This window comes from Acinetobacter sp. CIP 102529 (assembly GCF_000368325.1).
GTDB lineage: Bacteria > Pseudomonadota > Gammaproteobacteria > Pseudomonadales > Moraxellaceae > Acinetobacter > Acinetobacter parvus.
Genome location: NZ_KB849353.1, coordinates 222,387 through 236,679, shown reverse-complemented (window position 1 = coordinate 236,679; position 14,293 = coordinate 222,387). Strand labels below are relative to the sequence as shown.

General features: G+C 42.0%; 13 protein-coding genes and 1 pseudogene. 4 read left to right on the top strand and 10 right to left on the bottom strand.

The annotated features are described in order from the left end of the window. Position 1: 1 nt before the first annotated feature. The 5 genes and pseudogenes from F972_RS02000 to F972_RS01980 form a co-directional block, all read right to left on the bottom strand. On the bottom strand, positions 2-763 hold the full coding sequence (locus F972_RS02000) for a glycine-rich domain-containing protein (RefSeq protein WP_004680580.1): 762 nt from the start codon (positions 761-763) through the stop codon (positions 2-4). A 74-nt stretch (positions 764-837) separates the two neighbouring features. Next, a complete protein-coding gene (locus F972_RS01995; RefSeq protein ID WP_004680582.1) occupies positions 838-1,584 on the bottom strand; it encodes a sporulation protein in 747 nt (248 codons plus the stop codon). A 55-nt stretch (positions 1,585-1,639) separates the two neighbouring features. Beyond that, positions 1,640-3,075, bottom strand: a pseudogene (locus tag F972_RS01990) (DUF2252 domain-containing protein). A 59-nt stretch (positions 3,076-3,134) separates the two neighbouring features. Further along, entirely contained in the window at positions 3,135-3,401 is a 267-nt protein-coding gene (locus F972_RS01985) for a hypothetical protein (protein WP_004680584.1), read from the bottom strand. 90 nt (positions 3,402-3,491) lie between these two features. Further along, a complete protein-coding gene (locus tag F972_RS01980; RefSeq protein ID WP_004680586.1) occupies positions 3,492-4,142 on the bottom strand; it encodes an HAD family hydrolase in 651 nt (216 codons plus the stop codon). A 182-nt stretch (positions 4,143-4,324) separates the two neighbouring features. Between F972_RS01980 and F972_RS01975 the strand changes: the two genes are divergently transcribed. The 3 genes from F972_RS01975 to F972_RS01965 all read left to right on the top strand — a co-directional run bounded on the left by F972_RS01975 (position 4,325) and on the right by F972_RS01965 (position 8,966). Then, the gene (locus tag F972_RS01975; RefSeq protein ID WP_004680587.1) at positions 4,325-4,801 is read left to right on the top strand and encodes an RNA pyrophosphohydrolase; all 477 of its coding nucleotides are present in this window, start codon (positions 4,325-4,327) and stop codon (positions 4,799-4,801) included. Positions 4,802-4,895: 94 nt separating this feature from the next. Then, positions 4,896-7,190: a phosphoenolpyruvate--protein phosphotransferase gene (gene ptsP / locus F972_RS01970; protein ID WP_004680589.1), complete on the top strand. Its 2,295-nt coding sequence runs from the start codon at positions 4,896-4,898 to the stop codon at positions 7,188-7,190. A gap of 255 nt (positions 7,191-7,445) precedes the next feature. Beyond that, the gene (locus F972_RS01965; RefSeq protein WP_004756204.1) at positions 7,446-8,966 is read left to right on the top strand and encodes a catalase; all 1,521 of its coding nucleotides are present in this window, start codon (positions 7,446-7,448) and stop codon (positions 8,964-8,966) included. 59 nt (positions 8,967-9,025) lie between these two features. Here the strand turns inward: F972_RS01965 and F972_RS01960 are convergent, their stop codons facing one another. Further along, positions 9,026-9,349: a GNAT family N-acetyltransferase gene (locus F972_RS01960; RefSeq protein ID WP_228127211.1), complete on the bottom strand. Its 324-nt coding sequence runs from the start codon at positions 9,347-9,349 to the stop codon at positions 9,026-9,028. A 56-nt stretch (positions 9,350-9,405) separates the two neighbouring features. Between F972_RS01960 and F972_RS14935 the strand changes: the two genes are divergently transcribed. After that, positions 9,406-10,496 (top strand): IS4-like element ISAba1 family transposase gene (locus tag F972_RS14935; RefSeq protein WP_141629355.1). Its coding sequence is split into 2 segments (ribosomal slippage): positions 9,406-9,943 and positions 9,943-10,496, totalling 1,092 coding nucleotides; the frame shifts between segments, so codons are not numbered across the junction. Positions 10,497-10,696: 200 nt separating this feature from the next. On the opposite strand, the gene F972_RS01945 is transcribed toward F972_RS14935, so the two are convergent. The 4 genes from F972_RS01945 to F972_RS01930 form a co-directional block, all read right to left on the bottom strand. After that, complete coding sequence (locus F972_RS01945) at positions 10,697-11,749, bottom strand: MBL fold metallo-hydrolase (RefSeq protein ID WP_004756210.1); 1,053 nt, start codon at positions 11,747-11,749, stop codon at positions 10,697-10,699. A gap of 421 nt (positions 11,750-12,170) precedes the next feature. Then, entirely contained in the window at positions 12,171-12,779 is a 609-nt protein-coding gene (locus tag F972_RS01940) for a glutathione S-transferase family protein (protein WP_004680602.1), read from the bottom strand. Positions 12,780-12,831: 52 nt separating this feature from the next. Beyond that, entirely contained in the window at positions 12,832-13,530 is a 699-nt protein-coding gene (locus F972_RS01935; RefSeq protein WP_004680604.1) for a helix-turn-helix transcriptional regulator, read from the bottom strand. Positions 13,531-13,605: 75 nt separating this feature from the next. After that, positions 13,606-14,280, bottom strand: coding sequence for an HAD-IA family hydrolase (locus F972_RS01930; RefSeq protein ID WP_026040077.1), 675 nt, complete (start codon positions 14,278-14,280; stop codon positions 13,606-13,608). Positions 14,281-14,293 lie beyond the last annotated feature (13 nt).

Sequence of the window (14,293 nt, the reverse complement as noted above, 5' to 3'; positions counted from 1 at the left end):
GTTAGTCACCGCCTCCGCCACAACTGCTACAGCTACTGCCACAACTGGATGAAGATGATGATTGATCTTGCACATATTTTGCAAAATCTTTAGTCATTTGCGCCAGTTCAAACGATTGTCCATTTTCCCAACCCAACACCTGATCAACCGCAAATAGTCGTGGCAATTGCATCGTATTCCTTGGATTATATCCATGTAACATACAGCTATATTTCCAAGCTTCAAATAATTGCTTTGCTTGTTCTTCTGGTCTCGTTGTTCCGTCATAAGGGCTATGATTCAACATTCGACCTATGGTTTGCTCACATAATTGCTGATACTGGATCGGATATTGCAACATCACATGCCATAAAGCATCGACTGCATGTGAAGGCATGGCATAGGCTTGTTTTTGCATCACGTGTAATGCCAAATAATCCTTAAATCCAAGTTCAATCAGCCGACGTTGTTTTAAGCTCAGTTCGGGATATTGTTGTTTTAATTTATTCCAAAATATTGGATCAATGTTGAGTTGCTCAATCTTCTCTAATTTATTCCTTCGAGTCTTGGCGATCAAAACATGGTTTAAAATAATAATTGTCCATATTAATGGGAGTAAAACCCAAGCGGTAAAGATCTGCTGTTGCCAGCTATACATGAGCAGTAAGACTAAAATCGGCAGGATAATCCAGCGTATTTTTATATGCGGTTGATGGCGTTTTAATTGAATTAATGCATCAAGCTTGTTGGAAGTCTGTGCTTCCTGATTTATTTTTATTTTCATGCTTAAATCTCAAGAAGAAAAGATGACAATAAGATGACAAAAAACCTCCCTTTAGGGAGGAATGGTGTAATCCTTTATCCAATCTGCAATAAACGGCGAAGCTGCTGCGTGATCTGATTCACGTCCAAATTATGGTTTGATATGGTCATCGTCAGCAACTGATCTGAGCGAAAGGTACGATCAATTTCCAGCATGATATGCGTTTGCTGCGCTTCAGCAACAAAGGATACCTCCACCTCATTAAAACCACTAAACATCTGTGAAGATACAAACTCTAGCTCCTGATAGCAGCCAATCGTTGATCTAAAATTTCTTGCGGTCAGTTGCCCTTTTTCAACATCCACAGTCGACAGAACAAATCCACATTGTTGCATCGCCTGTAAAAAAGCCTGCATCGCTGGTGTTGGGGTCACTTTTAAATAGTCACGATCGGTTGAATCCAGTCCCCAGTCAACATCCATGTGTGTTTCAATCCATACACGAGCGCCATTACGTCGGCAGGAAACTTCAGTGATAGGGGTTTCATGAGGGATTTCCATGGTAAATGGAATATGATGTGACTCATTTGCAGCCAGCAAGAATTTCGAGCTAATCAACCACTGATCCAGCACCAAAGCCTGATTAAATTCATGATCGCCAGACTCAACCTCTGCAATGGTCATCAATTTTAGATATAAGCCATTAATTTCCTTATTCGTTGACCCACCAGTAAAATTAATTTCACCGCGTAGTGTCTCACCAGCCTGTAACGTAGGATTATATAAACGTGTTTCGACGTTTACCCCTTGCATATTTAAACCAGACATCATTTTTTTAAACATTTTTTTCACAAACCTTTTAAATTATTTCAATTCATCTGTAGCAATATACCGATGATTAAAGTGCCTCATCTCCAGCAATCTGAATCCTACCATCGGCAATCTCATTCATAAAATGCTGATAGTCATTTAAATTCCGTTCCATAGACTGTGTGGCATATTCCTGTAAAACCTCCACCATGGTATTCCCCTCGCCCAGATAACCCATCAAAACATCGGCATTCCCCGCCTTGGCATGGGCATGGGCTAAAGCCAGACCACAGCTTTCCGCATATTCATGAAAATACTCATCGTCCATATCGGTTAAGTCGACTGAAATCTTCATATCACGCAGTTGGCGGACATGGAAATGCTGCCCCAAGGTGGAATAGCCAAGAAAAATATCGCTTGCAGCTTGCATCAACTGCTGGCCATACACCACACGCTCGCCTTCATGCTTCACTTTTTCAGAGAATAATGGACTTAAAATAGAGGGGTTGGCTTCTTTCATCTGTAAAATCAACGGCTCACGATCGGCATCCTGAAACAGTGCAATGGCTGAACGTGTGCCCACGCTCCCCACGCCCACCACTTTGAATGCCACATCGGTACGTTGATAACGGTCAAATAGGACCTGCCGATCATGTTTCAATGAATCACGATACTGTCTAAAAAATTCATCCACATTCTTGCTGAACGGTTCATTTGGCTTTGGATGCCAAAGCAAAGGTTCATCATCAATAAAATGTCTAAAACCTGTTTCTTTGTCCTGTTGGGTCAGTTTAGGCAAAACCGAGTGGGCATTTTTTTCTGGGCGGAGTCCAAATGTCTGGCCCGTTTTTTTCTGAGTTTTCGACATTCCGTATTTTCCAGCAATGTACTGGCATCAACTTTCTCATACCATACCTGTAATGGTGATAACTCCATATTTTCAAGTAAATGTTGGCGGTAACTATTCAACATGGTTTTAATGGCTTTTAAGCCTACACGGTTGCCCAACCCAACATCTTGTGCAGCAATCACAAAGCTGGTTGCCAAACGTTTCAAATCCCATTCAAATGGCGCAACCAAGGTCTCATCAAAATCATTGATTCCAAAAAGAAGATTACGTTCAGGACTGGCAAAACCACCAAAATTACTTAAATGACAGTCGCCACAAATCTGTTGGAACAAACCCGAATGATGCTGCTCCCATGCCTGATCAAACAGCATCTGGGAAGGCATACCACGATAAAAGGTAAATGGAGACACACTCATCCTTTTGGCACGAATGGGCTTAAGCTTTTCTAAACGTCCCTGATTGCTCCAATCATAAATGCTTAATGCAGATATACCCTGTGGTCGCGCTGACAACTGTGACAGATGTTCCCTTGGAATCTTTTTACGCTGAGCCTTGCCCAATTTGAAACCATCACGTTTACTCAGCAACTGACCTTGATAACTGTGTCGGGTTAAATCAACACTTTGCTCTTTCCACAACTTCTCTGGCAATTCAATTTGTTGTTTTTTCATTATTTACCCCTATCAAAAACATTTTTATATCAAAAAAAACCTTTCCTAAAAACAAAATATTTTCACTTCTCATTCTGCTGAGCTTTTTGATAGTTTAGCCTTTGCTTTTTCACATATTTTTTCGCTATAAAATAAACTAACATCGCAAAAGGTAAAATCAAAAATAGTGCACCTACGCCAAAAGCAACATAGGCAAAATAAACATTCCCAATTAAAAAACAGATTCCTAATAATGTAAGTTGTACGATCAATTCCCCACAACCTTCGGCGACATAATCTAGCCAGGTTGGTTTTTTAGTTTGTTCAGTTTCATCACGATACTCTTGCATTTTTTATATCCAATTAGTGATCTTCTTATTATTCAACATGTTAAACATATTAAAACTGTAATATGTTTAACATTTTTCTATATTTTTTGATTAAATCGACCAGTCCTGAATTTCCCAGCCCTGTTCGCGTGCCAGCTTCTCCAAACGATCATCAGGATTGACTGCAATGGCATGGGTGGCATATTCAAGTAGGAAACGGTCATTAATCGAGTCTGAATAGGCCCACGATTCTTCAACCATCCGACCATCTAGCCATTGGTCCAGACGTGCCAGCTTGCCTTTCTGGTAGCATGGCAAACCTGTGACCTTACCCGTATATTTACCCTCAAGCACCTCGGCATTGGTGGCAATAATTTCAGTAATGCCAAACTCACGGAAAATTGGTGCGGTAATAAAATCACTGGTTGCGGTAATCCCAACGATGGCATGTCCCATATCCTGATGCTTCCTGATGGCCTCAAAACCTTTGGGACGCATTTGTGGACGAATCACCTTTTGCATAAACAACTGATGCAGTTCAGTTAAATAAGCATTGTCATGTTTGGTGAGAAATTCAAATACAAATTCATTATAGGCAATTGGGTCGAGTTGTCCCGCCTTGTAGTCTTCATAAAACTTGTCATTCATTTGGCGATGATGGACAGGATCAACCAGGGCTTCATTGACCAAAAACTCACCCCATGAGTGGTCAGAATCGGTATTTAACAGGGTGTGATCTAAATCAAACAAAGCCAATTTCATATAAATACTCATTTAAATGCAAATTAAAGAAAAAAAACGTAAATCTATTTCCGTAAGTCACTAAAAATTCGTTAAGATCATAGCAATTTAAACATTTTACTTTGACCTTTTTCGAGTTGGACGTGAAGAGTGACTGTCCCCGAGATCAAAGTCAACGATATAGAGAAAATTTAGGTAGCCAAATGATCGACTCAGAAGGTTTCCGACCCAACGTCGGGATCATTTTGGCAAACGATGACGGACAAGTTTTATGGGCAAAACGCATTGGTCACAATGCTTGGCAATTTCCACAAGGAGGGATCCAGTTTGGAGAAACCCCTGAACAGGCACTTTACCGTGAACTGAGAGAAGAAGTCGGTTTATTGCCCGAACACGTCCAGATTATAGCGCAAACTAAGGGTTGGCTGCGTTATCGTTTGCCACATCGGTACATTCGGTCAGATTCAGATCCCGTATGTATTGGACAAAAGCAAAAGTGGTTTTTACTGAAATTAACGGCATCGCCGCATCATATTCAGTTAAATCTATCAGACCCACCCGAGTTCGATGAATGGCAATGGGTGAGTTACTGGTATCCATTGGGTCAGGTGGTAAACTTCAAAAGAGATGTTTACCGCAGAGCCATGATGGAGTTGTGTTTACAGTTACCTCAGCGTTAATTGTCGCAAAATCATGACTTTAAACAATGATTTTTAACGATATAGCTGTTATAAATAGGCATATAACGATTCAATAAACAGGAGCAGACACCTCATGTCAAACATGCAACTCGACACGCTCAGACGCATTGTGCAAGAAATCAATGCGTCCGTCAGTTTGCATGACTCTTTGGACATTATGGTCAATCATGTGGCTGAAGCGATGCACGTGGATGTATGCTCTATATATCTCTTAGATGAGCGTAATCGTCGTTATGTGTTGATGGCCTCAAAAGGTTTAAACCCTGAATCCGTTGGACAAGTATCTTTAAGTGTCGGTACAGGTTTGGTCGGTTTAGTCGGTCAACGCGAAGAAATTGTCAACTTAGACAATGCGCCGAAACATGAACGCTTTGCTTATTTACCCGAAACAGGTGAAGAGCTGTTTAACTCATTCCTCGGCGTACCTGTCATGTACCGTCGCAAAGTCATGGGCGTTCTAGTGGTTCAAAACAAGGAATCCCAGGACTTTAGCGAGGCGGCTGAATCGTTCCTTGTCACACTGTGCGCACAGCTTTCTGGTGTCATCGCCCATGCGCATGCAGTCGGAAATATTGATGTTTTCCGAAAACCGAATAGTGGTTCCACCTACAAGACCTTTCAGGGCGTTTCTGGCGCGGGTGGTATCGCATTGGGTCGGGCGATTGTGCTCTACCCGCCCGCCGACCTGACCGCAATTCCAGACCGTGAAGCTGAGGACATTAGTGACGAGCTGGCATTGCTTGATCAGGCCATTGCCTCTGTTCGTAAGGAAATCCAGTCTCTGGATGAAAAAATGCAGGATTCCCTCATGTCAGAGGAACGCGCGTTATTCAGCGTGTTCCTGCGCATGCTGGATGAAAATGCATTACCCAGTGAAATCAAGGACCATATCCGCACAGGTAGCTGGGCTCAGGGTGCAGTGCGCAAAGTCATTGACAAGCATGTGGCACTGTTTGCACAAATGGAGGACGATTACCTGCGCGAACGGGTTTCTGACCTCAAGGATTTGGGACGGCGCATTTTAGCCTGCCTACAGGAGGCGGATTCAAGCCATCGTGAACTCAGCCCTGACAGTATCCTGATTGGTGAAGAGATCAGCACTGCGGCGCTGGTTGAACTGCCTGTCGATAATATTGCAGCGATTGTGACCTCTGAAGGCGCTGCCAATTCACACATGGTAATCGTGGCACGCGCTCTGGGGATTCCAACGGTTGTGGGTGTCACCGAATTGCCAATCAACACCCTTGATGACATTGAGATGATTGTCGATGCCTATCAGGGACGTGTTTTTGTCAATCCACCGCGCCGTCTACGCCAGCGTTATAAGGAAGTCCAGAAAGAAGAAGAACAGATTGCCAAAGATTTGAAGCAATACGAAACCCGTGATGCCATTACTCCTGACGGGGTGGAAATTCCATTGTTCGTCAACACAGGCTTGATGATTGATGTGGTGCGTGGGGTTCAACGGGGGGCCAAGGGCGTCGGTTTATATCGCAGTGAAATTCCGTTTATGTTGCGTGAGCGCTTCCCAGGTGAGGAAGAGCAGCGTGCCATCTATCGTCAACAGCTTAGCCATTTTGCCAACAAGCCTGTGATTATGCGGACGCTGGATATTGGTGCGGATAAGGACCTACCCTACTTTAGCATTGAAGAGGAAAACTCGGCACTAGGCTGGCGTGGCCTGCGCTTTACCCTTGACCATCCAGAAATCTTTTCCGCACAGATTCGCGCCATGCTCAAGGCCAGCATCGGCTTGAATAACCTACATATCCTGCTGCCGATGGTCACCAGTGTCAGTGAGGTGGAGGAAGTCCTGTATTTGCTGGAACGTGACTGGATTGCGGTTCAGGAAGAAGAACAGGTGAAGATCACCAAACCTAAAATCGGCATCATGGTTGAGGTTCCAAGTGTCCTGTTCCAGATTGATGAATTTGCAGAGTTGGTAGACTTTTTCTCTGTAGGTTCCAACGACCTGACCCAATACCTGCTTGCGGTTGACCGTAACAACCCGCATGTTGCCAATGTCTATTCACATTTTCATCCGTCTGTGCTGCGGGCTTTGCAAAACCTTGTTCAAGCCTGCCATCAGCACCAGAAGCCGATTAGTGTATGCGGAGAAATGGCGGGCGACCCCCTGACCGCCATCCTGCTCATGGCGATGGGGTTCAATACACTTTCCATGAGTTCAAGCAACATCTTGCGGGTACGTAAAGCCATTTGCCATGTGCCGATGAGCGATGCCAAAAAGCTATTGGACGATGTGTTAAAAATGAACAATCCTTTGCTGATTAAAAGCTGGCTGGAGCATTATTTTAGAACCCATGGCTTAGCCGATATGGTCAAGTCTAATCGCTTGCTCAGTGCATAAAGTAAAAAAGCATCCTGTTTAGGGTGCTTTTTTTAACAGTATCTATAAGCAAAAAAACGTAAATCCTGTTTAAGATGGTATGCTGTGTCCATCGAATAAAGCACTTGTTGTATGCGCTTTTATCCATTGGAAAAAAAGCCACCAGCAGCCTATTGTTAAACTATAAACATCCAACACATTTCATGATGCAATTTACAACAACTCAATAATTCGGATGACTCAACTCAACAGTCATCCTGTAAATGGAGAATAACCATGAGCCAAGACGATAAAAAATGTCCTTATAGCCAACTTACAACAGACTTTGGTGCGCCCGTCGTTGACAACCAAAATAGTTTAACTGCGGGCGCGCGAGGACCACTCCTTGCCCAAGACTTGTGGCTAAATGAAAAACTTGCCAATTTTGTGCGTGAAGTGATTCCTGAGCGTCGTATGCATGCCAAAGGTTCAGGTGCATTTGGTACATTTACGGTCACCCATGATATTACCCAATACACTCGCGCTAAAATTTTTAGTGAAATCGGCAAAAAAACTGAAATGTTCGCCCGTTTTACCACCGTTGCAGGTGAACGCGGTGCGGCCGATGCAGAACGGGACATTCGCGGTTTTGCGTTAAAATTCTATACAGAGGAAGGCAACTGGGATATGGTGGGCAACAACACCCCTGTATTCTTCCTACGTGATCCACGTAAATTCCCTGACCTGAACAAAGCGGTCAAACGTGACCCGAAAACCAATTTGCGCAGTGCAACCAACAACTGGGATTTCTGGACACTGCTTCCAGAAGCGCTGCATCAGGTCACCATCGTGATGTCAGACCGTGGTATTCCTGCCAGCTACCGTCATATGCATGGTTTCAGTAGTCACACCTATAGTTTCATCAATGCGGCCAATGAACGTTTCTGGGTGAAATTCCACTTTAGAACCCAGCAGGGCATTAAAAACCTGACCGATGCTGAAGCCGAAAGCATCGTAGGGAAAGACCGTGAAAGCCATCAACGTGACTTATTTGATGCGATTGAAAATGGTGATTATCCAAAATGGACACTTTTTGTTCAGGTTATGCCAGAACAGGATGCAGAGAAAGTACCATACCATCCATTCGACCTGACCAAAGTTTGGCCTCATGGTGACTATCCACTCATCGAAGTTGGGGAGTTTGAGCTAAATCGTAATTCAGAAAACTTTTTCTTGGATGTTGAACAATCCGCCTTTGCACCGAGCAACCTCGTTCCTGGCATTAGCGTTTCACCAGATAAGATGTTACAAGCACGTCTATTCAACTATGCCGATGCTCAACGTTATCGTTTAGGTGTGAATTATCAACAAATTCCAGTCAACGCGGCACGCTGCCCTGTACATAGCAATCACCGTGATGGTCAGGGCCGTATTGATGCCAACTATGGCGGTTTACCACACTATGAGCCAAACAGCTTTAATCAGTGGCAGGAACAACCCCAATATCGGGAACCCCCATTGAAAATCAATGGCGATGCTGATTTCTGGGATTTCCGTGAAGACGATAATGACTACTTTAGCCAACCCCGCGCACTATTTGAATTAATGGAACCTGAGCAACAACAGGCATTGTTTGACAATACAGCAGGCGCGATGGGTGATGCACTAGACTTTATTAAATATCGCCATATTCGTAACTGCTATGCATGTCATCCCGCTTATGGTGAAGGTGTCGCACAAGCATTAGGTTTAACTGTAGCTGATGCTCAAGCCGCACGTGCAACCGATCCAGCGAGACATTTACCAAGCTTTCTTTAATTTTTGAAGTACAAAAAAAGCCATCCTCGGATGGCTTTTTTTACCCAAACAATTTAAAGCTACAAACTCAAATGCAAAATTGGGAAAGGTTTGCCCAATCCGTCCAGTGGGGAACGAGAAATGACTTTAAAGCCTAAACATTCATAGAAACCAACTGCCTGTGGATTTTGTTCATTGACATCTACGTTAGTCGCACCAAGCTGTTCAACTGCATAAAATAACAACTGCTTGCCAATGCCTTGACCTCGTGCTGCATTTCGAATAAACAACATCTCAATCTTTTTCTCTGCCACACCAACAAAGCCCAAAATCGTACCTGTATCACTTTTCATACACTTTAAAGTGACTGCTGGAAAAGCCTGTTCCATCTCTGTACACGACAAAAATAGATAACTCATTGAAATAATGTCACAATAATTGTTTTCTAACGACGAATACTATGACACATCTCAATGAGTTATATCTTATCTTAAACAAATCTCTAAAATGGAACAAGTCACATTTAAAGTGCTTTTCGCTCATCATGCTTGCGATCATTTTAAAGCAAACGTGCAATCTTTCTTCTGCATCTAAAGCCTTGCCCATCAAGTGCTTACCACAATCATTTTATCGGCGTATGCAGCGCTTCTTTGCAGGTCAGTATTTTGATTATCGTCAAATTTCTCAGTTGATTTTCAATATGTTTTCATTCGACCAAGTGCAACTGACTTTAGATAGAACCAATTGGAAATGGGGAAAACGAAATATTAATATCCTGATGCTCGCAATCGTTTATCGTGGAATAGCGATACCTATCCTTTGGACATTGCTTAATAAACGTGGAAATTCAGATACGAAAGAGCGTATTGCTTTGATTCAACGCTTTATAGCCATTTTTGGTAAAGACCGTATTGTGAATGTGTTCGCAGACAGAGAGTTTATCGGTGAGCAGTGGTTTACATGGTTAATTGAACAAGACATCAACTTCTGCATTCGTGTAAAAAAAACTTCATTGTCACCAATCATTTAGGAAAGAATCATAAAATTAGTGATTTATTTCGCCATCTTAAAGTTGGTCAAATTGAATGTCGTAAACGACGGATTTTGGTTGGTCGGGTGAAACTATATATAAGTGCACTACAGTTAGAAAATGGAGAGCTTTTACTCGTCGTTTCTCCTCAGTTTAATGCCAATGCTATTCAGGATTATGCATTACGCTGGGAAATTGAAACCTTATTCAGTTGTCTCAAAGGACGCGGGTTTAATCTTGAAAATACGCGCTTGACAGACCCTAGACGAGTGAAAAAATTGATTGCGGTGTTAGCTATAAGCTTCTGTTGGTGTTACTTAACGGGTGAATGGCAACATAATCAAAAAAAAGCGATAAAAATAAAGAAGCATGGACGACTCTCAATGAGTTTATTTCGCTATGGTTTAGACTATGTTCAAATGGCGATTCAGCATTTAATTGGTTTTGGGAAAAAAGAAGAGTTTAAGGAAATTTTGGCAATTTTAAGAAAGCAGAATCCTGATAGGATAAGGGTTCTGTGAAATTTGTCGTGTACAGAGCTGTTCCATAATGATTGGCTTAAAAAAGGCAATATCATCTTCACTAATAAAATCATGTGTTGCTCGAACAGAATCCTCCCAAACGGCTAGTAGTTCTGCATAGTTTTCAGGATGTACAGCGTCTAGGACCATAGTTTTCTCATATTTAAAAATAACAAATCAAGATTTAGCTTAATTAAGTTTTAAGCACGTATGAAATGCCCTTCACGAATACAATAAAAAGGACTAATCAATCTTGAAGATGATTTCATTGCATGCATCAATTCATTTTCTGGCGTATCACGGTCTTCATCCGTCAACTGAAAAGTTCGATAATGAATCGCCAAAGAACGGTGGGCATGGAGATCTAAATGAGCGTGGAATGCATCCTGTGGATTCATATGCACATAACGCATCAACTGACGTGGCTCATAGGCGCCAATCGGCAGCAACGCAATTCTTGCAGCCCCATAGCGTTCATAAATTTTCTTGAAATGACCTGCATACCCGGTATCACCCGCAAAAAAACAGTGCCCCGTTCTTGCCAATAGTGAAAATCCGCCCCACAGCGCCCTGTTCTGGTCCCTGACACCACGTCCTGAGGCATGCTGCGCTGGTGTATAGGCGATCTTTAACTCATCATGAAAGGGGATTTCCTGCCACCAGTCCATTTCAATGACATGCAGGTGCTTCGGTAGATAGTGACCATTGCCCAAACCCGTATAAATTGGCATTTCAAACTTCTGATGTAACCAATCCAGAGTTGCTAAATCCATGTGATCATAATGATTATGACTCAGCAAAACCCCATGAATAGTTGGCAAATGCTCTAAAGCTATGCCTGCGGTACACACACGCTGCGGCCCTCGCCCTTGTCTTGGGCTGGCATATTCACACCAAACAGGATCGGTCAAAAAATTATAAGGGCCGATTTGAATCAAAACAGTAGCATGACCAATAAACCACATTTGCCAATCATTGAGATCTGCATGCGGACGGTTTTGTGGCAATTCCAACATCTGATTACGCAGATTCAATTCTTGCGCAGGATCAACACGCCATGTAAAAGACTTACGCGTCGCAAGCCATTTAAATAAAGCTTTACGACCCAACGATGCTAAAGGTCTTTCTAGATTATAAAAACGATCAATACCAGAATGCTCAGAAGCCTCGTGTGGAAATGGAGGTTTCTCCCAAGTGTGGCTCAAGCAAGATTGTGTCGGCAATTGATAGGTTAATGTCGGCTTATCTTTCATGTACGTCTTCTTTGGTGGAATCCAATCGCATGAGGCATCAGCGAATATGTATTAAATGATAAGAAGTCTTTCAATCTAAATTTTATCAAATCAATAGATTGTATAATTTTTAAAGGATTTTATTTCATCCAAATCATCGACTTCAATCCTCACATAAGGTTCTTAGTTATGCTGATTTTCTCTAGTCGAGTCAATATAATTTTATTGCTGATCCTCATTGTTTACTTAATTTATGTAAGCTGACGTAATCCATTTTTTCCAAAACCTAAAATGAATAAAAAAACAGCCGATTAATACGACTGTTTTCTGCTTTCGTTTATTAGAACTGTTTCATCACTATTTAGCCTCTTTATATTTCTCCCATAGGGGCATGAGGAACGTTTGAAGTTTCACAAGGGAATTGATGAAAGAAATCTATTTTTTATACGTTACTAAAAAATGCAGCGAACTGTTGATAACTTGGTCGTTGGCTGACATTTTCTAAATAACGTTCTATTGCAGGATGAGGTTCTATTTCATTCATTTTTAACTGCCAAAATAACATCGCGGCGACCATCACATCCGCCGCAGTAAACTGAGCCCCACATAAATATGGATCCGCTGCACTTAAGCCTTGCACAAAAGCAGTATAAACATCTTGATCGTCACCATATCCAACAAACATCTTCTGTTCTGGTTTTATTGTTATACCGAGCATTTTATTGGTCGATGCAGCATCCCACGGTCCAGAAATGAAGAATAACCAACGATAATAAACACCACGTTGCGGATCATTTAACGCTGGCGCTAAGCCTTTCTCTGCAAACTTATCGGTCAAATAAGCGCAAATAGCCCCCAACTCATAGATCACCACATCATCATCAACCAGAACAGGTACTTTCCCAAAAGGATTCATTTTTAAATATTCAGGTGTTTTCATTTCCGTATCAAAAGCAACTTCAATGCGTTCACATTCAATACCCAGTTCGATTAACAACCAATCGACAACAACACCACGTGAAAAAGAATTTGTATATAGTTTTAGAGCCATTTTGATATTTCCTTGTTTATTTGGTCTTATTTAAATTTAATACTTGTGATTGTCAGTTTTTGTCAGTAGTCGAATGGCAAACTTCTTGTATCCACCATTGTTGGAAAAGTTGTTGTTTAAAATGAGGATATAACTCTTGGCTTAAACTCAATTGCTGTATGCGATCTATTCTGAAATGTCGAAAGCCATTACGCAGTTCACACCATGCTGCTAAAACGATACGATCATTAAAATATCCTAATGCAAATGGCCACAATACTCTTGAACTGACTCGTTGCTGCTCATCGGCATAATCAACCATGATTTTGACTTGTTGACGAATCGCAATTCGAACCTGCTCGACTAACTGCTCATCTACAGGCAACCATGTTTGAATTGATCTTAGCGTGGTTTGTTGTAGTAGATGCTGACAATTCGTAGGTAGCACCGCATTCAGTTTTGCCAATACAGAAGTTGATGCTGATTTTAGGGCTTGATCAGGAATCTCACTTAACCAGTTTAATGCCAAGAAAATAGCTTCAATTTCGGTTTCATTTAATGTCATCGGTGGAAGTAAGAAGTTTTCTTTCAGTTGAAAACCTAGACCCGCAGCAGCATCAATATTTACCCCTTGCTCTCGCAAACTCTCAATATCACGATAAACACTACGCTGACTGATCCGTAAACGTTCCGCCAGTACCTTTGCTGTTACTGGATATCGATATTCTCTTAATAATTGCAAAAGATTGAGCAAACGAATTGAGCGACTCATGGTTTCCCTATTGCTTTGTTATTATTGTCTGATGGGAGAGCATACTCCCCCACCTTAGTGTAATGCTTAAACCACTTAACTCTCTGAGAGTGCCGTCGATTGTATCATCCCTTGCAAATAATCATGCAATTGTTGCACATTATCCGCAATCGTAAGCGGTTGATAACGTTGTAACGTTTCAACACTATGCACGCCATAACTGACGCCGATTCTTGGCATATTCAGATTTTGTGCCATCTCAAGATCATAACTGGTATCTCCCACCATAATGGCGCGATCCACAGCCACATCCATCTCTGAAATGATTTCTTTTAACATCAATGGATCTGGTTTCGATCTTGTTTCACTCGCCGCACGGGTAATATCAAAAATGTCATGGCTATTGGTTTGTCCAAGCACCCGATCCAAGCCTTTACGGCTTTTGCCCGTCGCAACAGCAAGTTTTAAACCTTGTTGCTTTAAATCTGCGAGTAGTTCAGCAACCCCATTAAACCAGACATCACCCTTCGAGTTCGCCACATAATGATCCGCATAACATTGCAAAATATCCTGCTGTAAATGAGGCACTTGTGGAAATAAGATTTGCATGACCTCAGGCAAACCCAAACCAATAATACTTTTCGCAGCGTCATTGCTCAGCGGCTGTTCAAATTGTTGTGCAGCATGCTGCAAACTTGCCACAATTTGCCCAACAGAATCAAATAAGGTTCCATCCCAATCAAAAATCACCAACTCCACATTTTGACGCATGATGATGTTCTCA